14 protein-coding genes, 1 tRNA gene and 1 riboswitch are annotated in these 22,053 nt (G+C 75.4%); of the genes, 5 read left to right on the top strand and 10 right to left on the bottom strand.

What is annotated here, in order from left to right:
* The first annotated feature begins 181 nt into the window (after positions 1 to 181).
* Positions 182 to 2,212 carry a sigma-70 family RNA polymerase sigma factor gene (locus ACFYU9_RS23840; protein ID WP_389345897.1) on the top strand — a complete coding sequence of 677 codons (2,031 nt, stop codon included), beginning with the start codon at positions 182 to 184 and terminating at the stop codon, positions 2,210 to 2,212.
* On the opposite strand, the gene ACFYU9_RS23835 is transcribed toward ACFYU9_RS23840, so the two are convergent.
* Positions 2,199 to 6,128 carry a BTAD domain-containing putative transcriptional regulator gene (locus ACFYU9_RS23835; protein ID WP_389345896.1) on the bottom strand — a complete coding sequence of 1,310 codons (3,930 nt, stop codon included), beginning with the start codon at positions 6,126 to 6,128 and terminating at the stop codon, positions 2,199 to 2,201. The two genes, ACFYU9_RS23840 and ACFYU9_RS23835, sit on opposite strands and share 14 nt — an antisense overlap.
* Positions 6,129 to 6,298: 170 nt before the next feature.
* On the bottom strand, positions 6,299 to 8,443 hold the full coding sequence (locus ACFYU9_RS23830) for an asparagine synthase-related protein (protein ID WP_389210417.1): 2,145 nt from the start codon (positions 8,441 to 8,443) through the stop codon (positions 6,299 to 6,301).
* Between the two features lie 572 nt (positions 8,444 to 9,015).
* Between ACFYU9_RS23830 and ACFYU9_RS23825 the strand changes: the two genes are divergently transcribed.
* The 4 genes from ACFYU9_RS23825 to ACFYU9_RS23810 all read left to right on the top strand — a co-directional run bounded on the left by ACFYU9_RS23825 (position 9,016) and on the right by ACFYU9_RS23810 (position 14,165).
* On the top strand, positions 9,016 to 10,467 hold the full coding sequence (locus tag ACFYU9_RS23825) for an MFS transporter (protein WP_389210419.1): 1,452 nt from the start codon (positions 9,016 to 9,018) through the stop codon (positions 10,465 to 10,467).
* A 130-nt stretch (positions 10,468 to 10,597) separates the two neighbouring features.
* Positions 10,598 to 11,797 (top strand): L-2-hydroxyglutarate oxidase, encoded by a 1,200-nt coding sequence (gene lhgO, locus ACFYU9_RS23820; RefSeq protein ID WP_389345895.1) that lies wholly within the window; start codon positions 10,598 to 10,600, stop codon positions 11,795 to 11,797.
* Positions 11,798 to 11,887: 90 nt separating this feature from the next.
* Positions 11,888 to 12,700, top strand: coding sequence for a tRNA (guanosine(46)-N7)-methyltransferase TrmB (trmB, locus tag ACFYU9_RS23815; protein ID WP_389211463.1), 813 nt, complete (start codon positions 11,888 to 11,890; stop codon positions 12,698 to 12,700).
* A 148-nt stretch (positions 12,701 to 12,848) separates the two neighbouring features.
* Positions 12,849 to 14,165, top strand: coding sequence for a PrsW family intramembrane metalloprotease (locus tag ACFYU9_RS23810; RefSeq protein ID WP_389211465.1), 1,317 nt, complete (start codon positions 12,849 to 12,851; stop codon positions 14,163 to 14,165).
* Between the two features lie 165 nt (positions 14,166 to 14,330).
* On the opposite strand, the gene ACFYU9_RS23805 is transcribed toward ACFYU9_RS23810, so the two are convergent.
* The 8 genes from ACFYU9_RS23805 to ACFYU9_RS23770 all read right to left on the bottom strand — a co-directional run bounded on the left by ACFYU9_RS23805 (position 14,331) and on the right by ACFYU9_RS23770 (position 21,997).
* A complete protein-coding gene (locus ACFYU9_RS23805) occupies positions 14,331 to 15,278 on the bottom strand; it encodes an aldo/keto reductase (protein ID WP_389210423.1) in 948 nt (315 codons plus the stop codon).
* A gap of 124 nt (positions 15,279 to 15,402) precedes the next feature.
* Positions 15,403 to 16,488 (bottom strand): M23 family metallopeptidase, encoded by a 1,086-nt coding sequence (locus ACFYU9_RS23800; protein ID WP_389210425.1) that lies wholly within the window; start codon positions 16,486 to 16,488, stop codon positions 15,403 to 15,405.
* Between the two features lie 11 nt (positions 16,489 to 16,499).
* Positions 16,500 to 16,646, bottom strand: a riboswitch (cyclic di-AMP (ydaO/yuaA leader).
* A 211-nt stretch (positions 16,647 to 16,857) separates the two neighbouring features.
* Entirely contained in the window at positions 16,858 to 18,078 is a 1,221-nt protein-coding gene (locus ACFYU9_RS23795; RefSeq protein ID WP_389345894.1) for a PP2C family protein-serine/threonine phosphatase, read from the bottom strand.
* 66 nt (positions 18,079 to 18,144) lie between these two features.
* Entirely contained in the window at positions 18,145 to 19,398 is a 1,254-nt protein-coding gene (locus ACFYU9_RS23790) for an MFS transporter (protein WP_389210429.1), read from the bottom strand.
* Positions 19,395 to 20,438 carry a PLP-dependent cysteine synthase family protein gene (locus ACFYU9_RS23785; protein ID WP_389345893.1) on the bottom strand — a complete coding sequence of 348 codons (1,044 nt, stop codon included), beginning with the start codon at positions 20,436 to 20,438 and terminating at the stop codon, positions 19,395 to 19,397. The genes ACFYU9_RS23790 and ACFYU9_RS23785 overlap by 4 nt, the downstream gene beginning before the upstream one ends.
* 99 nt (positions 20,439 to 20,537) lie before the next feature.
* The gene (locus tag ACFYU9_RS23780; protein WP_389210433.1) at positions 20,538 to 20,942 is read right to left on the bottom strand and encodes a hypothetical protein; all 405 of its coding nucleotides are present in this window, start codon (positions 20,940 to 20,942) and stop codon (positions 20,538 to 20,540) included.
* A 103-nt stretch (positions 20,943 to 21,045) separates the two neighbouring features.
* Complete coding sequence (locus tag ACFYU9_RS23775) at positions 21,046 to 21,795, bottom strand: MerR family transcriptional regulator (protein WP_389345892.1); 750 nt, start codon at positions 21,793 to 21,795, stop codon at positions 21,046 to 21,048.
* Positions 21,796 to 21,923: 128 nt separating this feature from the next.
* Positions 21,924 to 21,997 (bottom strand) — tRNA-Met (locus tag ACFYU9_RS23770).
* Between the last annotated feature and the right edge of the window lie 56 nt (positions 21,998 to 22,053).

Below are 22,053 nucleotides of genomic sequence, written 5' to 3'. Positions count from 1 at the left end.
AGCAGGGTTCTCGATGGCCCGGGCGGGCCGTCGAGCATGACACGAACGGATGAGCGGTCACGCCCGTAGGCGCGAAGTCGCCCCGGACGAGTGGTAAGTGGACGCGGGGGTTCGGCGTGCCCGCGCTCTGTGGCAGGCTTGGCCGTGTTCGGGTCCGAGCGTGCATACGGGGGCTTCCGCGATGAGCGGTGACAGTCGGGACGAGACGTCGGCCGCCGCCGGCACCACGGAGCCCGACGGGCTGCCGGCCGGGCAGGTGCCGAGCCAGGGCGGGCCTACGGGCGCGTCCGGGCCGGGTGCCACGACTGCCGCCGGAGCCGCTTCGGGCGCCGGGGCCGCTTCGGGCGCCGGGGCCGCTTCGGCCGCCGGAGCCGTCGAGCCGAGCGTGCCGCAGCAGCGTGAGGGCGGCTCTTCGGCGCATCTCGCGGGCGACGACGCCGAATCCGGCTCCGTACTGCCGCCGCCGGTCGACCTGCCGCCGTCCGACGCCGAGCTCGTGCAGCTGATGCGGGAGGGCGAGGACAGCGCGTACGAGGAGCTGTTCCGCCGGCACTCCGAGGCCGTCCGCCGCTACGCCCGTTCCTGCTGCCGTGACGCCGACACCGCCGACGACCTGACGGCGGAGGTCTTCGCCAGCACCCTGCAGGCGGTACGGCGCGGGGCCGGGCCCGAACAGGCCGTGCGCGCCTATCTGCTGACCTCGGTCCGCCGTGTCGCCGCCACCTGGACCCGCACCCAGAAGCGCGAGCAGCTGGTCGAGGACTTCGCGGTGTTCGCCGAGGACGCCGCCCGGTCGTCCGAGGTCTCCGACGGGACCTCGGCCTTCGCGGGCGCCGACCTGGGCGCCGACGTGCTCGCCATGCACGAGGCCGAACAGTCCCTCGCCATGCAGGCGTTCCGGTCGCTGCCGGAGCGCTGGCAGGCCGTCCTGTGGCACACCACGGTCGAGGAGGAGTCGCCGAGCGAGGTCGCCCCGCTCTTCGGCCTCACCGCCAACGCCACCGCCGTGCTCGCCAGCCGGGCCCGCGAGGGCCTCAAGCAGGCGTACCTCCAGGCCCACGTCAGCCAGTCGCTCACCTCGGGCGGCGACTGCGCCCGCTATGCCGACCGGCTCGGCGCGTTCGCGCGCGGCGGGCTGCGGATGCGCGCCGAGCGGGGACTGCGCAAGCACCTGGACGAGTGCGCCAAGTGCCGGCTCGCGGCGGGTGAACTGGCGCACGTGAACTCCGGGATCCCCGCGCTCCTTCCGGTTGCCGTCATCGGCTGGTTCGCCGCCGGGTACTCGCTCAAGGCGGCCGGGGTCGTCGCGGGCGGTGTCGCCGGGGCGGGCGCGGCGGGCGCCGCCGCCGCGGCCACCGGCACGGGTGCCACCGGCACCGCCGGGGCCTCGTCGGCCGCCGCGGCCGAGGGCCTGGGCATCCCGGCGAAGGCGGGCATCGCGGCGGTCGCCGCGGTCGCCGCGACCGCCGGTCTGGTGTGGGCGCTCACCGGCTCCGACGCCGAACCGGTCGCCAAGCCCACGGCGACGCCGACGGTCGTCGCGCCCGTCGAGGCGCGGCCGCCCGCGCCGAAGCCGGCGCCGAAGCCCAGCAGCAGGCCCGCGCCCCCGCCCGTCCAGGCCGCCCCGCCGGCGCCCGTGCCGAAGCCGAAGCCGACTCCGACGCCGAGCGCGAAGCCCAGCCCCCGGCCGACGCCGTCGCCGAAGCCCCGGCCCAAGACGACGCCCCGGCCCACCCCGTCCAGGACCACGCCGAAGCCGGTGCCCGCGCCGGCCGCGTACCAGCTCAGCGAGTTGCAGTACGGGATCGCCGGAGACGGCACCAAGCCGGAGGTCGACCTGGCGGGGAGCAGCTGGATGTGGCAGCGCTCCGGCCTGTCGATGAACGGCACCCGCTACGCGCACGGGGTGACCGTGAACGCCCCGTCCTCGCTGCTGATCAACCTCAACCGGCAGTGCACCGGCTATGACGCGCTCGTCGGTGTCGACGACATGACCGTTCCGCTGGTCAAGCCCGCCGGGGTGCGCTTCTCGGTGTACGCGGACGGGGAGCGGGTGTGGCGCTCGGCCGTGGTCCGTCCCGGTGACGCGCCGATCCCGGTGCACGTCGGCCTCTCCGGCCGGCACACGCTGCGGCTGGTGGTCGAGCAGCACACGCCGTTCGGCCGCGCGGTGGTCGCGGACTGGGCGGACTCGCGGATCAGCTGCTCGTAGCGGAGCCCCGCCGGTCGCAGGGCGCCGCGACCGGCTCGCCCAGCGGCCGGGCCGTCGGCCCGGCTGTCGGCCCGGCCGGTGCTCCGTACGGCTCCGCGAGGGCGAGCAGGTCGTCGACGGCGAAGCCGAGGCCGCGGGTCCGCGCCGCCTCGTAGGTGTCCGCGTCCAGTCCGGCACGGGCCAGGGTCATGACGGCCTCGGCCTCGCGCAGCTCCGGCCGGACGCGCGGGACGTCCCCGCGCCAGGTGTCGGCGGCGGCCAGGGCGCTGACGGCGGGGGCGAGTTCACCGGCGAGGGCGAGCGTGGTGGCCAGGCCCTCGGCGAGGCCCGCGGTGATGAACTCGGCGCACTCGGCGTCCCTGGCCGTGCGCAGCGCGGCGACGGCCCGGCCGACGGCCGCCGCGCCGGCGCCCTCGTGGGCCTCGACGCGGGCGGCGAGGCCCAGCACGACGGCGACGAAGTGCGGCGGCGGGGTGCCGACCTCGACCAGGGAGCCGGCCGTCTCGACGTAACGGCGGGCGGCGGCCGTGTCCCCGCCGTCCAGGGCGAACGCGGCCCGCAGGAAGTTGACGTACGTCTCCGAGTCGTTGACGCGGTAGCGCGCGGCCTCGGACTCCGCCTCGTCCAGGCCCCTGGCGGCGTCCTCCGGGCGGCCGTCGCGGAAGTCGAGCTCGGCGAGCCGGGCGAGCAGGAACGGGGCCTCGGCGTGCGCGCCGACCTCGCGCGCGTGGGTCAGCGCTTCCAGATACGCCTCGCGGGCCTCGGCGTGCCGGCCGCGCATCAGGTTGGCCTCGCCGGCGGCGCTGGCGACCTGGGCCCGTATCCAGCGGTCGCCGACCCGGTGGGAGAGCACGCGCAGCTCGGCGAGGTCGTCGTCGACGCCGGGCATGCGGCCGGGCATGTCGACGACCATGTGGGTGCGGAACATCAGCATCACGCCGATCTCCCACTCGCCGCCGTACCGGCGGCAGTTGGCCACGGCCGTCTCCAGCAGGGCGCGGATGTCGACGGGCTCCTCGGAGAGGAACGCGGTGAACGGCCACAGCAGCCCGGGGAAGCGGGCGGCCTCGGGACCGGCCTCGGTGGAGAAGACGGTGCGCACGCGCTCGATCAGGGCGGCGGTCTCCGGGTCGTCGCGGAACGAGGAGAGGTTCTGGTTCTCCACGGTGAGGAAGAAGTGGAGCATGCGCAGGTGCATGCGGGGCCAGAAGCGGGGGTCGGCCCGGTCCTCGGGGTCGTCGCCGAGCCGCAGCACGCGCTCGACCCAGGACATGCCCTCGGGGCGGTAGTTGCGCAGCCACCAGAACCAGCCCATGGCGAAGACGATCCGCTGGGCGACGGCCTCGTCCGGGTCGGCGACCGTGGCGCGGTGGGCTGCGGCGCGGATGTTGTCGAGGTCGCGCTCGACGCGGGCGATCCAGGGGAGCTGGTCGCCGGAGCGCAGGAGGGGCTCGGCTCGCTCGGCGAAGGCGGTGAAGTGCGCGGTGTGGGCGGCCTCGGCGGCGGCGCGCAGCTCCGGGGTCTCGGCGGCGCGCTCGACGGCGTACTCGTGGATGGTCTCCAGGAAGCGGTAGCGCATCTCGCCGTCGTCGGTGGGGGTGGCGACGACGAGGGACTTGTCGACGAGGGCGCCGAGGACGTCCGCGGTGCGGTGGGCGGTGCCGCCGGCGGCCACGCTGAGGGCCTCGGCGGCGGCCAGGTCCCAGCCGCCGGCGAACACCGACGCCTGGCGCAGCAGCTCGCGCTCCGCCGGTTCGAGCAGCTCCCAGGACCAGTCGACGACCGCGCGGAGCGTCTGCTGGCGGGGCAGCACGGTGCGGGAGCCTGAGGTGAGGAGGAGGAAGCGGTCGTCGAGGCGGTCGGCGATCTGGCGCGGGGTGAGCAGCCGGAGCCGGGCGGCGGCGAGCTCGATGGCGAGCGGCAGCCCGTCGAGACGGCGGCAGATCTCCTCGACGGCGCGCGCGTCCTCGCCGGTGGCCTCGGCCCGGAAGTCGGGGCGGACCGCGCGGGCGCGCTCGGCGAAGAGCAGGTGGGCGGGGGTCGGCGGGAGCGGTTCGACGGGGCGGACGGCTTCGCCGGGCACGCCGAGGGGTTCCCGGCTGGTGGCGAGGATCCGCAGGCCGGGACAGCGGGTGAGGAGCGTCTCGGCGAGCGCGGCGGCCGCCCCGATGACGTGCTCGCAGTTGTCGAGCACGAGCAGCAGGGGGCGCCGGGCCAGGTCCTCGACGAGGTGCTCGGTCGGGTCGTCCTGAACGGGCACGCCGTCGCGGGTCATCATGTTCGTCTCGCGCAAGCGGAGCGCGGAGAGCACGGCGCCGGGCACGGCCCCGGGATCGTCCAGCGGCGCGAGTTCGGCGATCCACGCGCCGCCGCCGGCGGCCTGCCGGGCGGCCTCCTCCGCGAGCCGCGTCTTCCCCGAACCACCGGGCCCGGTGAGCGTGACCAGCCGCGAGCGCCCCAGATCCGCCCGCAGCGCGGCGAGGTCGGGCTCACGGCCGACGAAGGAGGTGAGCCTGGGGCGGATGTTCCCGGGCTCGGGGGCGACGGCCGGGGCGGTCCGGCCGGCCGGACCGGCGGGGGCGCCCGGGTCGGCGTCAGCCGGCCCGTCGGAAGGAGCGCCGGGGTCCGCCGGCCAGGCCGGAGCGGCCGGGCCCGGTGAAGGGGACCAGCCCGCGGGAGCGCCGTCCCGGGCGGGCCAGGCGACCGAACCGGCAGGAGCCGGCCCGTCGGAAGGAGCGCCACCGTCCGCCGGGCCGCCCGGGCCGGCCGGTCCGGGCGACGTGGACCAGCCCGCGGGAGCGCCGTCCCGGGCGGGCCAGGCAGCCGAACCGGCAGGAGCCGGCCCGTCGGAAGGAGCGCCACCGTCCGCCGGGCCGGCCGGGCCGGCCGGTCCGGGCGACGTGGACCAGCCCGCGGGAGCGCCGTCGCGGGCGGGCCAGGCGGCCGAACCGGAAGGGGCGGCCCCTTCGCCGGGGACGGCCCCGCCGGTGGCGGCCTGGTCGGGCCCGGCTTCGGGGCCGGCCGTGACCGGGCTGGCCGGGCGGGTGGGGCGGGCCGGGGCGGCGAGAGCGGACCAGCCGGAAGGTGCGGCCCCGTCGGGACGGGGTGCGGGAGCGCCGTGGTCGGCCCAACCCGCCTGGCCGGAAGGGGAGACGGGGCCCGGCCTGTGCGTCGGGGCGGGGGACGGCGGGCGCGGTGGGGTGTGGCCGGACAGGAGGTCGGCGTGCAGGGTGGTGAGCTCGGGGCCCGGGTCGGCGCCGAGCGCGTCGGCGAGGGTGCGGCGGGCGTGCTCGTACGCGGCGAGGGCGTCGGCCTGGCGGCCCTCGGCGCGCAGGGCGCGGATGAGCTGGGCGTGGAAGGTCTCGTCGAACGGATACGCGCCGGTGAGCTCGCTCAGCTCCGGCACGAGCCCGGCGGTGGCGCCGCGCCGCAGGTCGGCCTCGATGCGCTGCCGGAGCGCGGCGAGCCGCTGCGCCTCGGGACGCACGCCCGCCTGCTCGGGCAGATCGGCGAGCGCGGGGCCCCGGAACAGCGCGAGCGCGCCGCGCAGGAGCCCGGCCGCCGCGTCCGGGTCGCCGTCCGCGAGCCGGGCGCCCGCCTCGCGGACGCGCGCCTCGAACACGTACAGATCGATGTCCTCGGGCCCGGCCACCAGCCGGTACCCACCCGGGCCCGACGCGACCGCGTCCTTCCCGAGCACCCGGCGCAGCCGCCCGATCAGCGCCTGAAGCGCCGCCTGCGCCTCCAGCGGCGGCTCGTCCCCGTACACGTCGTCGACCAGCTCGCCGACCGACACCGTCCGCCCGCCGCGCACCGCGAGCGCGGCGAGCAGCGACCGCAGCCGGGCCCCGCCCAGGGGCAGGGGGGCGCCGGTGGCGTCGAAGGCTTCGGTCGTGCCGAGGATGAGATAGCGCACCGGATCATTGTCGCGGGCCGGGATGCCCCGCGCCTCGGGGTTTCCCCGGAGAGGGGCGCGGGAGGGGCGCGGGAGGGGCGCGGAGCCGTGGGCCGGGGGCGGAACTCTGTCCACAGGCTGGGGACAAACTCGGGCGGGCGCGCCGGCGGCCGACGCCTCCGCCCGCCTCCTCACGCCGGCAGTGATCTCCCCGTGGGGATCAGCGGGCCCGGCACCGCCCGGTGCCGGGGGGCCGCCGTGCCCGTCCAGCAGGAGCCCCGGCGGGTGAGGAGGCGGCGGAGCCAAAGTTCGGTGGAGACGAGGTCGGCGAGGCCGTCGAGCGGGAGGGGCGCGCCGTCGGCGGCGGCGAGGAGGGCCTCGCGGACGACGCGGGCCTCGATGAGGCCGGCGTCGGCGAGGAGGGGGGCGTCGAAGAGGGCGAGGAGGTGCGGGAGGGCGGCGCGCAGGCCGGCGCGGGTGGCGGCGGCCGGGACGGCGGGGTGGGAGGCGCCCCAGCCGGGCGGCAGGTCGTGGATGCCGGCGCCGGCGAGGACGGTGCGCAGCACACCGGCGCGGGCGTCGGGCTGGACCCGCAGCGACTCGGGGAGGTCGCGGCAGGCCCGTACGACCTGGTTGTCGAGGAACGGGGCGTGCAGCCGCTGGCCGCGGATCTCCGCGGCCTGTTCCAGAACGCGGTGGTCGGCGGCGGCACGCGCGAGGGCGGCACGCGCGCGTGCCTCGCCCGGCCGCTGCACGGAGGCCGGCAGGGTCGCCGCGCGGTTCAGGCGAACCGATACTTCCGCGAGCGCCTCCCCCGTCAGCCAGCGCGCCGCCGGACCCGGCCGGGACCAGGCGAGCGCGGACAGCGAGGCCTCCAGCGGGCCGTGGGCCCCGGCGGGCGCGCGATTGGCCTCCAACACGCGCGTGGCGGCGGCCTCCAGTCCGCTGCGGTACGGCGTACGGGCCAGCCGCCGGGCCGCCCGGTACACCTGGAGCGGGACCAGGAGCGCCCCCGCCGACGGGCCGGTGGCCTTCGCGAGCGCGGTCACGGGCCGCACCAGGGAGCGGCGCCGGCGGTCCATCAGGAGGTCGGCGAGGCGCGCCGGATGGGCGTCCAGGGCCTGGCGGGCGCCGAAGCCGGTGAAGTGGTCCGCGCTGCCGCCGGCGAGGCGCCGCCGGTGCCGTTCGGCCGACACCAGGGACGGGCCCGGCTCGTCCGTCAGCGGCCCGTCGAGGTCCGCGTACGGCAGGGCCTCCTCGCCGGCCGCGACGACCACGTGGTGCAGCCGCGGGTTGGCGGCGATCTCGCGGGCCCGGACGAGTTCGTCCCGGCCCTGCCGGCTGCCGGGTCCGGCCAGGTCGTTGAAGGTGACGGCGAGCAGCCGCTCCCCGGCGCCGGTGCCGTGGCCGAGGATCGTGCCGGGCACGCCGGGCAGCCCGGCGGCGAGGAGGGCGAGGGTGCCGGACGCGCTGCCGCCGGACAGGTCGGCGCCGATGCCGGGCGCGGGGGCGCCGCCGCGGGCCGCGCGCCGGTCGGCGGGGCCCATGCCGGGCACCGGTCCGGGGTCGGGCAGGGGCACCTCGGGGGCGTGCCGGGGCGCGGTGAGCCGGGCCCGTACGGCCTCGACGAGCGCGTCCCGCACGGCTTCCACGGCCTGCTTCGGGTCGGCCTCGGGCGCGGCGACGGCGAGCGAGGCGACCGTCTCGTAGCCGGTGATCTCGCGGGAGCCCTCGCGCAGGATCAGGGCGTGGCCGGGCGGCACCCGGCGCACGCCCTCGTACGGGGTGGAGTCGCGCAGCGCCTCGGGGGTCTCGGGGCAGGCGAGCAGGGCGGCGAGGTGGCCGATGTCGAGCTGGGCCTCGGTGAGGTCGGCGAGCGGCAGCGCGGCGGTGGAGTAGGCCGTGCCGCCGGCCCAGGGGGTGTGGAACACCGGGCGGGCGCCCGCGAGATCACCGGTGACGGTGATGCGGCGGCCTGCCTTGACGACGGCGGTGTAGCTGCCGGGCCACGCGGTCATATGCCGCAGTGCGCCCCCGCGCGCGGTCAGCAGGCCGCGCCGCAGCTCGTCGTCGCTCGCGGCGCAGCAGCCGAGCACGGCGATCCGGGTGTGCGCGTCGACGTCGACCAGCCGCACCTCGTCGGGGCGCCAGTCGCCGACCGCCCACAGCGGATCGGGGTCGCCCCACAGGAGTTGCGCGCCCACCGGGTGCACGGTGCGCCCCTCGGCGGGGTCGCCGACGGCGCCGGCCGAGCCGGGCGGCGCCGCAGAGGGACCGGCCGCGCCGCTCGCGCCGAAGCGCGCGGCGACACTGCTCCAGCCCACCAGCCACCGCATCGCCGCCTCCACAAAGGTCGAGTGGAGGACATGCTGCCATGACAACGGCGCACGGGAGGTGTCACCGGGGGCATCGCGCCAGACGCGAATGCGCCCCTGGCATGGGCCAGTTGGACCCTGCCCCTACGGGGTCGCCTTTCGGCCATTCTCGACCGCGCGACCGGGCGGCGGGTTTGCCGGGAGTCCTCCGGCAGTCCGGGAGGCGGTCGCCTCCCGGAGCCGCCCATCGCCCGCGGGGAATGGGGCGACGGTGTCCCCCAGCCCACCGGACCCGGACATCGGTCCTCGGCCAAGTGGGCCGACCCACGCAGCACTCATGGAAGCGCTCCCCCACCGGCCCGGCGAGAGCGCACGGGCGGGCGCACGGCCACACGGCGGGAGCACGACCGGCACCGGTCCGCCCGCCGCTCATTCCATCCCACAACAATCTCGCCATACGGAACACCGCCCCTTAACGGTCGGGATCCGGCGAACTACGCTGTGCTTACGAATGCCGCACGCCTATGCCCGGCGTTGTGCCCGGCGTCGCGGCGGCCGTCCGGGTTCCGGGTGTCGTGTCGAGGGGTGGCGTCATGTCCAGGGAGCAACGCGGGCCGAACGAAAAGCTCGGCACGGTTCTCGCCCTCGCGGGAATCAGCAATGCCGGGCTCGCCCGGCGCGTCAACGATCTCGGCGCGCAACGGGGTCTGACGCTTCGTTACGACAAGACGTCGGTGGCCCGCTGGGTGTCCAAGGGCATGGTGCCGCAGGGCGCCGCCCCGCATCTGATCGCCGCCGCCATCGGCCAGAAGCTCGGCCGGCCCGTGCCGCTGCACGAGATCGGGCTCGCCGACGCCGACCCCGCGCCCGAGGTGGGGCTCGCCTTCCCGCGCGACGTCGGCGAGGCGGTCCGCTCGGCCACCGAGCTGTACCGGCTGGATCTCGCCGGTCGGCGGGGCGGCGGCGGGATCTGGCAGTCGCTCGCCGGCTCCTTCGCGGTCAGCGCCTACGCCACGCCCGCCTCGCGCTGGCTGATCACCCCCGCCGACCCGTCGGTGGAGCGGCTCGCCCCGCGCCCGGCGACGACCGGGACCACGGGCACTTCGGGCGGGGAGGGCGCCGAGCACGCGCGCGTGGGGCACAGCGACGTCGCCAAACTGCGCGAGGCCGCCGAGGACGCGCGCCGCTGGGACTCGAAGTACGGCGGCGGCGACTGGCGCTCCTCGATGGTCCCCGAGTGCTTACGGGTGGACGCCGCGCCGCTGCTGCTCGGCTCCTACTCGGACGAGGTGGGCCGCGCCCTGTTCGGCGCGACCGCCGAGCTGACCCGGCTCGCCGGCTGGATGGCCTTCGACACCGGCCAGCAGGAGGCCGCCCAGCGCTACTACATCCAGGCGCTGCGGCTCGCCCGCGCCGCCGCCGACGTGCCGCTCGGCGGCTACGTCCTCGCCTCCATGTCGCTCCAGGCGACCTACCGGGGCTTCGCCGACGAGGGCGTCGACCTCGCCCAGGCCGCCCTGGAGCGCAACCGGGGCCTGGCCACCGCCCGCACCATGTCCTTCTTCCGGCTCGTCGAGGCCCGGGCGCACGCCAAGGCCGGCGACCAGGCGGCGGCCGCCGCCTCGCTCAAGGCCGCCGAGGGCTGGCTGGAGCGGTCCCGGGCGGGCGACGCCGACCCGAGCTGGCTGGGCTTCTACTCGTACGACCGGTTCTGCGCCGACGCCGCCGAGTGCTACCGCGACCTGAAGCTGCCCCGGCAGGTGCGCCGCTTCACCGAGCAGGCGCTGTCCCGGCCCACCGAGGAGTACGTGCGCTCGCACGGCCTGCGGCTCGTGGTGTCGGCGGTCGCCGAGCTGGAGTCGGGCAACCTGGACGCGGCCTGCGCCGCCGGCACGCGCGCGGTGGAGGTGGCCGGGCGGATCTCCTCGGCCCGCACCACCGAGTACGTACGGGACCTGCTCCACCGCCTCGAACCGTACGGGGACGAGCCGCGCGTCATGGAGCTGCGGGAACGGGCCCGGCCGCTCCTCGTGGCCCCGGCGTGACCGCCCCCGTCCCCGCCCGGGACCGGGCGGACGGGCGCCGCGGCCCGGCGTGACGCGCATCCCACGGGGTGAGCGGTTTAGCCCGGATGTCAGTGGGCCAGTGCACTATCAGGGGTGGGAGGTGGCGCTGGTGTCCGTGTCGGACCGCTTTGACTGTGACGTGCTGGTGATCGGCGGCGGAATCGTCGGTCTGTCGACGGCGTACGCGATCACGCGTGCCGCGCCGGGCACCCGGGTCACGGTCCTGGAGAAGGAGCACGCCCCGGCGCGCCACCAGACCGGGCGGAACAGCGGCGTGATCCACAGCGGCATCTACTACAAGCCGGGCTCGCTCAAGGCCCGCTTCGCGGTCGAGGGCGCGGCCGAGATGGTCAAGTTCTGCGCGGAGTACGGCATCGCCCACGAGGTCACGGGCAAGCTGATCGTCGCCACCGGGCGCGAGGAGCTGCCCCGGCTGCACGCCCTCGTGCAGCGCGGCAGGGAGAACGGGATCCCGGTGCGCGAGCTGGGCCCGGCGCAGATCAGCGAGTACGAGCCGCGGGTGCGCGGCCTGGCCGCGATCCACGTGGGCACGACCGGGATCGTCGACTACGGGCAGGTGGCGGCCAAGCTCGCCGAGGCGTCCGGGGCGACCATCCTGTACGGCTCGGCGGTCACCGCGATCGACCGGCGGCCCTGGGGCGTGGCGGTGCGCACGGCCGCCGGGCGCGTGGTGCGCGGGCGCGTCCTGGTGAACTGCGCGGGGCTGCACTGCGACCGGGTGGCGCGGCTCGCGGGCGACGACCCGGAGATGCGGATCGTCCCCTTCCGCGGGGAGTACTACGAGCTGGCCGACCCGTCCCTGGTCCGCGGCCTGGTCTATCCGGTGCCGGATCCGGCCTTCCCCTTCCTCGGCGTCCACCTCACCCGGGGCATCGACGGCGGCGTGCACGTCGGGCCGAACGCGGTCCCGGCGCTCGCCCGCGAGGGATACGGCTGGTCGGTCGTCCGCCCCCGCGACCTGGCCGGCACCCTCGCCTGGCCCGGCAGCTGGGCGATAGCCCGCCGGCACTGGCGGTACGGGGCGGGCGAGCTGCACCGCTCGCTGTCCAAGCGCGCCTTCACCGAGGCCGTGCGGCGGATGCTGCCGCTCGTCGAGGAGCGCGACCTGCGGCGGACGAAGCCGGGCGTGCGGGCCCAGGCGGTCCTGAAGGACGGCACGCTCGTGGACGACTTCCTGATCCGCGAGGCCGAGCGCACGGTCCACGTCCTCAACGCTCCCTCGCCGGCGGCGACGGCCTCCCTGCCGATCGGCCGCGAGGTGGCGGGCCGGGCACTGGCCCAGCTGTAACGCGCCCGGGCCGGCGTCTGCGCTCCCGGCTCCCGGCCCCGGCTCCCTTCGGCCCCGACGGGTCGGCGCGGCGCCCCGTAGAATCGGGGCATTGTGTCTGAGCAGCCAGAGAACACCCCGCACACCGCCACCGCCGCCACCGCCGAGCAGCCCGCGCAGCCCGTCGCGCGCCGGGGCAGCCGGATGTTCGCGCCGGGCGAGGGCCCCGCGCCGGATCCGGCGGGCTCGCACTTCGAGCGGCGCATCCGCAGCTTCCAGCCGCGCCGCAGCCGGGTCACGGCCGGGCAGGCCGAGGCCATGCTGAAGCGCTGGCCCGACTGGGGGCTCGACATCGACGGCTCGCGGACGCTCGACCTGAACGAGATGTTCGACGGTCTGCCGGTCGTGCTGGAGATCGGCTTCGGCATGGGCGAGGCCACGGCGCAGATGGCCGCCGCCGACCCCGGCACCGGCATCCTCGCCGTGGACGTGCACACGCCCGGCCAGGGCAACCTGCTGGGGCTCGCCGATCGCGGCGGGCTCGGCAACGTCCGGGTCGCCAACGGCGACGCGATCATCCTGCTGCGCGAGATGCTCCCGCCCGAGTCGCTGACCGGCTGCCGGGTCTACTTCCCGGACCCGTGGCCGAAGAAGCGCCACCACAAGCGGCGGCTGATCCAGCCCGACTTCCTGACCCTGCTCGCGCCGCGGCTGAAGAAGGGCGGGCTGCTGCACTGCGCCACGGACTGGGAGCCGTACGCGGAGCAGATGCTGGAGGTGCTCAGCGCGCACCCGGACTTCGCGAACAGCCAGGCCGACGGCGGTTACGCGCCGCGGCCCGGTTTCCGGCCGCTGACCCGCTTCGAGGGACAGGGACTCGACAAGGGCCACCCCGTCCACGACCTGCTTTTCCACAGGATCTGACGGGTCCGGGCCCGGTCCGCGCCGACTCAAGTCCGGTTTTCCACAGGCTTGGAGAACTCTCTCGCCCGCTGTCGGTGCCGCTGGTTAGTGTCGTTCCGTGTCATCGAACCCGATCACCGGACCTGCCGTCGGCCCCGCCACCGCGGTCGTGCCGGCCCCCGCTCCCGTGCCCGCGCTGGAGAGCGACGGACAGCCGGACTTCGCCGCCGTGCCGGAGCGCGCCAAGTGGCGCTACAAGCCGCGCAAGGCGTTCTGGCGCAGCCGGGTGGTCCGGGCCGTCGCGCTGATCACCGCGCTCGCGCTGTGCGCGCTGGTGATCCTCGCGCTGGTGCGGGAGGAGACCGGCACCACCGGCTTCCTCGTCGGCCTCGGCCTCGCCGTGCTGCCGGTGCCGCTGCTCATGGCCGCGTTCCGCTGGCTCGACCGCGTCGAGCCGGCTCCATGGAAGAACCTGCTGTTCGCGCTCGCCTGGGGCGCGTTCGCCTCCACACTGGTGGCGATCTTCGCCAACTCCTTCGCCGTGGAGTGGATCAGCAGCGCCACCGCCGACCCCGGCTCGGCCGACAAGCTCGGCGCGACGGCCGTCGCGCCCGTCGTGGAGGAGACGGCGAAGGGCGCCGCCGTGCTGCTGCTCTTCCTCTTCCGCCGCAAGGACTTCACGGGCCCGGTCGACGGCCTCGTCTACGCCGGGTTCACCGCCACCGGCTTCGCCTTCACCGAGAACATCCTCTATCTGGGCAACGCGTTCGGCGAGGACCAGGAGTTCGGCTCCGGAGGGGTCGGCTCGGTCACCGTGGGCACGTTCTTCGTCCGCGTCATCATGTCCCCGTTCGCGCACCCGCTCTTCACCTCGCTCACCGGGCTCGGCCTCGGCTTCGCCGCCCTGGTCCCGGCCGCCGCCCGGGCCCGCCGGATCCGCCTGGTGCTGCTGCCGCTGGCCGGTCTGCTCCTCGCGATGGGCATGCACGCGCTGTGGAACGGCTCGGCGAGCTTCCACCCGCTGGCGTTCGTGCTGGTCTACGGGATGTTCATGGTGCCGGTCTTCGCCCTGCTGACCTGGCTCGCGATATGGAGCCGGCAGAAGGAGCTGCGCACGATATCCGGCGAGCTGCCGGCCTATGCCTCGGCCGGCTGGCTCGCCCCCGACGAACCGCTCGCGCTCTCCTCCATGCGGGCCCGCTCGATGGCCCGCAACTTCGCCGCCCGCAGCCACGGCAAGCCGGCCGCGCAGGCCGTCGGCGAGTACGAGGCGTTCGCGACGACGCTGGCCTTCCTGCGGCACCGGGCCCGGCGCGGCCAGGCCGTGCCGGACTTCGCGGCCCGCGAGCAGGAGCTGCTGCACCACCTGTGGCAGCGCCGGGCGGTCGCCTCGCCCGCGCTGTCGTACGCGGCACGGGCGACGGGCCGGGTGTGGGCGCCGCCGCAGTACCTGGACTACGGCGGCTACAACCCGTACCGCAGCTAGAGCACCCGCTCCCCCGGCCGCCTCGGGCCGGCCGGCGACCCCGGCCCTGGGCCCAGGGCCGGCGACCCCGGCCCCGACTGCTCCGCCCGGCACTCGGCGCTCGGGCTCGGCACTCGGCTCCTGAGGTCTGTCCGACCCCGATCCGGCCTGATCGGCAAGACGCCCCTACAGCGCCGACGCCTCCGTGAGGGCGGCCAGCTCGGCCTCCGTCAGCTTCAGCTCGGTGGACGCGAGCAGCGCCGGGAGCTGCTCGACCGTGCGCGCCGAGGCGATCGGGGCGACGACGGTCGGGCGGGCGGCCAGCCAGGCGAGGGCGACGGAGGCGACCTCGGCGTCATGGGCCTCGGCGACGGCGTCCAGGGCGGCGAGCACCCGCCCGCCGCGCTCGGATTCGACGAGCTCGGCGACCCGCGGGGCGCGGACGCTGTCGACGGTCCTGCCGGGTCGGTACTTGCCGGTGAGGAAGCCGGCCGCGAGCCCGAAGTACGGCACGGCCGCGAGGCCGGCCTGCGCCACGGTGTCCATGAGCGGGCCCTCGTAGGTCTCCCGGGAGACCAGGTTGTAGTGCGGCTGGAGGGCGACATAGCGGGCGAGGCCCTCGGCCTCGGCGAAGTCGAGGGAGGCGCGCAGCCGCTCGGGGGAGATGTTGGAGGCGGCGACGGCGCGCACCTTGCCGTCCTTCACCAGCTGGTCGAGGGCGGTGACGATCTCCTCGACGGGCACGGACTCGTCGTCGAAGTGCGTGTAGTAGAGGTCGATGTAGTCGGTGCCGAGGCGGCGCAGCGACTCCTCCGCGCCGGCCTTGATCGTCGGGGCGCTCAGGCCCTTGTAGCGGGAGTGGGCGCCGACCTTGGTGGCGACGAGGACGTCGGAGCGGTTGCCGCGGGAGGCGAGCCAGCGGCCGATGACGGTCTCGGACTCGCCGCCCTCGTGGCCCTCGGCCCACTCCGAGTAGACGTCGGCGGTGTCGACGAAATTGCCGCCCGCGGCGGCGTAGGCGTCGAGGACGGCGAAGGACTGCGCCTCGTCGGCGCTCCAGCCGAAGACGTTGCCACCGAGGGCGAGCGGGAAGACGTGCAGGTCGGAGTCGCCCAGTCGGCGAAGAGAAGTCATGGATTGATCAACCCTCCACGCCACCGGGCCTATTCCGGCCGCCCGGGCCCGTCACGGCGAGGCGCCGGCCGAACACGCCGGCGCCCGCCCCCGGCCGGTGGCCGGAGGCGGGCGCCGCGGGAGGTCAGTAGCTGAGGCCCTTCGAGCGCAGCCAGGCGCCCGGGTCCACGCGGTCGCCCGACCCCGTGTGGACCTCCAGGTGGAGGTGGGGGCCGGTGACGTTGCCGGTGGCGCCGACGCGGCCGATGGTGTCGGCGGTGCCGACGGACTGGCCGACGGAGACCGTCATCGAGGAGAGGTGGCAGTACCAGACCTCGGTGCCGTCCTCGAGCTCCAGGACGATCCGGTAGCCGTAGGAGCCGGACCAGCCGGCCGACTTCACGGTGCCGCTGTGGACGGCCTTGACCGGGGTGCCGGTGGGCGCGGCGAAGTCCAGGCCGGTGTGGTAGCCGGAGGACCACATCGAGCCGGCCTCGCCGTAGGTCGAGGTGATCGTGTACGAGGAGGTCGGCAGCGAGAAGCTGGCGGCGAGCTTGGCCAGGCGCTCGGCCTCGGCCTTCGCCGCGGCCTCCGCCTCGGCCTTCTTCTTCGCCTCGGCGGCGGCCTTCTCCGCGGCGGTGGCCTTGGCGGCGGCCTCCGCGGCCGCCTTCTCGGCGGCGGCCTTCTCCGCCTTCGCCTTCTCGGCGGCGTCGGCGACGGCCTGCTGCTGCTCGGCCTGCTGGAGGATGCGGGCGCGCAGGGCCTCGCCGGCGTCGGCGGCCGTCTTCGTCTGCTCGGCGCCGGCGGTGTCGCCCTCGCCGGCGGTGTAGGTGACGGCGGTGAGCGGCTGGGTGTTGCCGTTGCCCGCGGTGTCGGCATTGTCGCCGTTGTCGTCGTGGCCGATCAGCGCGCCGACGCCGGGGAGTTCGCTCGCGTCGGGCAGGTGGACGTCCGGCAGGTCGGGCAGGGCGATCGAGACGGGCGGCTTGGCCTGCGCGGAGGCGAGGCCGCCGGCGCCGACGGCGGCGATGACACCGACGCCGAGGACGGTGGAGGAGCGGGCGAAGTTGGAGCGCTGCTTGACCACGCGGTGGCGCCCGCCGGAACGGCTCTGGGCCCGCAGGGAGTCCTCGGTGGGGTTCCACTCCTCGGCCGCCCCGTCCGTGCCACCCGCGCCAGGGGCGTCGTAGGAGGCGAAGGGGGTATGCGGAGCGGGGGTGTTGGAGGCCACGGAGGCGCTCTCCTTTCCTTCCTTCTCGCCTACCGGGTTAGCTGACGGGTTCGGAGCAGGAAGGTCTCCTACGGGCGTGCCGCACGGGTGCGGCGGGGCCCGATTCACCCCAAGTGGTGGTTCCCCGGTTCCCTTGCGGGATTCGGCGCGTGCGCACGGTGCCGCCTCTTGCGACGGCTGGGACGACCGCGCTGCGTTATCGAACGTTAATAGACACGGGCACTCGATTCCAAGCTGTTCCTCTTGATCATTCACTGAATTGAGAGGGAATCGCCCGAGTTGAGACCCCTTCAGAAAAAGCTCAGGTCACAAGAGGAGTCTGACATTCCGTCAATTGTTATCGGAGGGAGATCCATCGACTACACCCCGTCATGAGCCCTCGGGATCGCCAGGCGGGACAATCGGCGGGCCTTCCGGCGGCACCACCGGCATCGTCCGCCGCGACTCCGGCCGCCCCACCGCCGGCCGGCTCACCGCGAGCAGCGCCATGTCGTCCGTGGAGTCCCCGCCCGTGTGCCGGCGCACGTCCGCCACCAGCGCGTCCAGCAGCTCCTCCGGCCCCGGGAAGAGCCGCCCCACGAGCCGCACCGCCGGGTCGTAGAAGACACCGCCCGCGTCCCGCGCCTCCGACAGGCCGTCCGTGTAGAACAGCAGGGTCGCGCCCGCCGGGAACGGCGTCTCGTCCACCCGGTCCGGCCACGCCGCCAGGTCGCCCATCCCCAGCGGCAGCGCCGCCTCGCTCGGCCGCAGCAGCGCCACGCCCCCGTCCTCGTACAGCAGCAGCGGCTCGGGATGCCCGCGGTTCACCACCCGTACGACACCTCCGTGACCGCCCGGGAACTCGGCGAGCACCGCCGTCGTGAACCCCTCGACGGCGTCCAGGCCCTCCCGCCGCGTGGCCTCCCGTGCCAGCGCCCGGTCGAGCCGCGCCGCCACGCCCTCCAGGCTCGCCTCCTGCTCGGCCGCCTCCCGGAAGGCGCCGATGAGGACCGTGACCGCCTCCACGGCCTCCAGCCCCTTGCCCCGCACGTCGCCGACCACGAGCCGGACCCCGTGCGGGGTGTCCTGCACGGCGAACAGGTCGCCGCCGATGAAGGCGTCCGCGCGCGCCGCCTCGTACCGGGCCGCGATCCGCAGCCCGCCGATCCGCCCGGCGGGCGCAGGAAGCACCGCCCGCTGCGCGGTCTCCGCGATCTCCCGCGCCGAGGCGAGCCGTTCGCCGCTGCGCCGCACCACCCGGTTGATCAGCAGACCGAGCGCCGCGACCGTCACCACGGTCAGCGTCTCCGTGAGCGAGGGGATCTCGTCCACGGTCCCGTTGTAGAAGTGCAGGCCGATGCTGGCGAGCACCGCGGCGACGCCGGTGAGCAGCGTGATCAGGGTCGAGAAGAACGGCGCGGCGATCAGCGGCGCCGCCGAGAACAGCGGCGCCGCCGTGAAGGTGGGCGGGGTCGCCAGGTCGTAGAGCACCCCGCCCACGATCAGCAGGGGCGGCAGCGCGCGGATGAACGTGCGGGCGCCCCGGTACGGGCCGGGGTCGGGGCCGGGGGTGTCGTCCCCCGGCCCGCGCCGCACCGCCGCTCGCGCCACGCTGTGCTCCGCTCCCTGGTCCCGGGTCCGGGCCGCGGACGTACCCGCGCCCTCCCCAGGGTGCGGTCAGCCGGCCCGGCTCGGCGACTCCTCCTCGGCCGGTTGGCGTACGGCGAGCCGCCCGCCGCGCGCGAGCGCCGCCATGGCCGCCGCGCACCCGAGGCCGACCGCGCAGAGCACCAGCCAGGGCGCCGCCGACCAGCCGGTCACGTCGAGCAGGGCGCCCGTGCCCAGGTTCCCGAGCGTGATGCCGATCCCGCAGACGGTGTTGTAGAGCCCGTAGTGGGTGGCCACCCAGCGCCCCCGGGACAGCGCGACGACCGTGTCCATCTCGTACGGGTAGAGCACCGCGTTCGCCACCGCCAGGACCGCCGCGCACGCGAGGAGCGCCGGCAGCGAGCGACCGAGCGCCGCCGGCACCAGGAACGCCGCCCCCATCAGCCCGAGCCCGAGCACCAGGCACCGCTCGCGGCTGAGCCGCGCCTTGCACCAGGCGGTGATCCGCAGCTGCCCGGCCAGCGCGACCAGCGCCGACACCACGAACAGGGCCGTGGTCGCCGCCGTCCCGTCGGCCGCGAGCGGCAGCGCCAGATAGACCTGGAAGGACAGCACGTACGAGCCGGTCATGGCCAGCGAGAACAGCCAGAAGGTGCGGTTGGCCAGCGCCGACCGGAACTGCCCCTGCGCCGCCCCCTCCGACGAGGCGGCCTCCTCGGCCGCCTTGCGCCGTACGGGCAGATGCCGCAGCTGGACGACGGTGAGCCCGGCGAACAGCACCGCGGCCACCACGCACGTCAGCCGGAACGACACCCCGGTCAGCGCCACCCCGACGAGCGGCCCGAACAGGATGCCCGCCTGGTAGTAGGCGTTGAACAGCGCGAACGCCTCCACGCGCCGCTCCCCCGCCTCCGCCGCGACATAGGCCCGCACCGCCGGGTTGAACAGCGCGCCCGCCAGGCCCGTCGCCAGCGACGCGGCGATCAGCCAGGGCAGCGACTGCGCGAACGCGAGCGCCCCGAAGCCGGCCGTCCGCAGCGCGCAGCCGGCGACGATCAGCGGCTTGAAGCCGAGCCGGTCGGCGAGCGCGCCGCCGACCAGGAACATGCCCTGCTGCGACAGGTTGCGCGCGCCGAGCACGAGACCGACCGCCCAGGCCGCCATGCCGAGGCCGTCGGCCAGATGGGCCGCCAGGTACGGCATCAGCATGTAGAAGCCGAGGTTGATGGTGAGCTGGTTGAGGAAGAGCAGCCGCACGGCCGGGTCGAAGCTCCGGCTCTGCTTCCAGATCCCGCCCCGGGCGGGCACCGTCGTCGCGCTCAACGGACCGGCTCCTCGCGGGTCAGCTGACGGCGGGTCCAGCCGGTGACCGGCTCGCCCTCCGCGTACGCCGCCGGCTCCTCCCGCACGGGGCCGTCGAGCAGCCCGTGCGCCGCGCAGTACTCGTCGTTGAAGACCGTGTCGAAGTAGCGCTGCGGCCCGTCGGGGAAGACGGCCGCGATCCGGGTGCCGCGCGGCCGGGTGCGGGCCAGCCAGCCGGCGACCAGCGCGACCGCGCCGACGCTCCAGCCGCCCGTCGCGAACTGCCGGGCGGCGAGCCGGCGGGCCGCCCGCACCGATTCCGCCGGGGCCACCCAGTGGACCTCGTCGAAGGCGGCGTGGTCGACGTTGGCCGGGTGGATCGAGGAGCCGAGGCCGCGCATCAGGCGCGGTCCGGCCGGCAGGCCGAAGACGGTGGAGTTCACCGAGTCGACGCCGACGAGTTCCAGCGCGGGGCTGCTGGTGGCGCGCAGCGCGCGGGAGATGCCGGCGGAGTGGCCGCCGGTGCCGACCGCGCAGACCAGCACGTCGATCCGGTCCAGCTGTTCGGACAGTTCGGTGGCGAGTGCGCCGTACGCCCGCTGGTTGTCGGGGTTCCCGTACTGGTTCGGCCACCAGGCCCCGGGGAGCGCGAGGAGCAGCTCGGCGACCCGGTCCATCCGGGCCTGCTGCCAGCCGCCGGCCGGGGACGGCTCGGGCACGACGTGCACCTGGGCGCCGTGCGCGACGAGCATCCGCTCGACGATCGGCTCCAGGCCGGGGTCGGTGACGACGTGCACCGGGTGGCCGTGCAGGATCCCGGCGAGCGCCAGGCCGAGGCCCAGGGTGCCGGAGGTGGACTCGACGATCGGGGCGCCGGGCCGCAGCTCGCCGCGGCGGCGGGCCTGCTCGACCATGTAGAGCGCGGCGCGGTCCTTGATGCCGCCGAAGTTGAAGCCTTCGAGCTTGGCCCAGTAGCCGTCGTCCGTCCACAGCACCGGGGTGTTGCCGACGGTCTGCTCGGCGACGGAGAACAGGTTGGCGGGGTTGGCAGGGAGTGTCATGGGGGTTCGCGTCCCTTGGAGTGGGCGCATGCCCGCATGGGGGCATGCGGAAGGAGCCGAGGTCGGGTGCGGGTACGCGGGGCGCGTACGGGACCCGGCTCAGTTCCGGTTCACTCCGAGGGTGACGAGCAGGCTGCCGGGCTCGGGGCCGGGGCCCGCTCTGTCGCGGACGCAGCGCGCCCGCGGGTGCGCGGGGAACACCTCGTCGTGCGGGACGAGGACGGCGCCGCCGGCGCTCGGCGCGGACAGCTGTGTCCCCGTGACCTGCGCGGGCAGGTGCGCGTCGAACGACCAGCCCTCACCGGGCCGCTCGCAGCCGTGCGCGGGCAGGGGCGCTTCGACGCTGGTGCCGGCGGTGTCGGCGGCGAGGGGCAGGGCGTGGCCGTGGGCGCCGTGGCAGACCCCGGCGATGAGCGCGACGAGCGCGAAGAGGAGCAGCAGGGGCAGGACGGCGGGCGCCCGCCGTCCTGCCACCCGTGCTTCGGTCACGCTGCCGTTACTCATGGTGCGCGTGAGGTTACGGGGCGCATGGGGGCCGCGCAAAAGGACAGGCGCGGTTTTGGCCACCGTTTACTTGCGGGCGTACCGCCTGCCTGGTTGCCCGCGGCTACAGGTTCCGCTCGGCGAACACCGTCAGCGCGTCGCGCACCAGGACCGCCGTGCCCGCTCCGTGCTTGTCGTAGTTCTTCGTGAAGCGCGGGTCGCCCACGTACATCCGGCCGAGCCCGATCACGTACTCCTTCGTTCGCGCCGGTCCGGTCGGCGCCGCGGACAGCCAGTCGTACTGCCGTCGCGCGATCGCCTGCACCTCGTCGCTGTCGGGCGCGAGGCCCCGCGCCGCGGCGGCGCCGAAGTCGCGGGCGATGCCGGCCTGCTCGTCCTGGAACGCCTTCTTCTCGGCGTCGCCGAGCGAGCGCCACCAGCGGTCGCCCCGCACGTACGCGTCGCGGCCCCAGCGTTCGGTGACCTCGGCCTCGTACCGCGTGTGGTCGAAGCCGTCGAAGACTTCCTCGGCCATGAGCTGTTCTCCTCTCTCGGTCTTGTGGAGAGTGGTGCGTACGGCCTCGATCTGCCGCCCGATGCGCTCGCGCTCCTGTTCCAGGAGGGCCAGATGCGTGCGCAGGGCGGCCGAGGTGTCCCGCTGGCCTTCGAGGACCTCGGCGATGGCGGGCAGGGAGAGCCCGAGCTCGCGCAGCAGCAGGATCCGCTGCAGCCGGACGAGTGCCGCCTGGTCGTAGTACCGGTAACCGTTCGCGCCGATCCGGCTCGGCTCCAGCAGCCCGAGTTCGCCGTAGTGGCGAAGGGTGCGGCTGGTGGTGCCGGCCTTTCTGGCGATCTCCTGGATCGACCACTCCATGACGAGGACGCTAGATCTTGACGTTGCGTGAAGGTCAAGCGGGACGCGGCGGGTCCGGAACGCGGGACCACCCGGAACACGACGAAGGCCCGGATCGTCGAGACGATCCGGGCCTTCGTGCTACTGAGTAGCGGGGACAGGATTTGAACCTGCGACCTCTGGGTTATGAGCCCAGCGAGCTACCGAGCTGCTCCACCCCGCGTCGGTGAACACAACCTTACGGCATGGATGGCCCAGTCACGAAATCCATTCCCGTGC

Origin of the sequence: Streptomyces sp. NPDC004327 (assembly GCF_042873935.1) — a bacterium.
Lineage (GTDB): Bacteria > Actinomycetota > Actinomycetes > Streptomycetales > Streptomycetaceae > Streptomyces.
The sequence above is the reverse complement of the archived record's forward strand: the minus strand, read 5'-3'. Positions and strand labels throughout refer to the sequence as shown.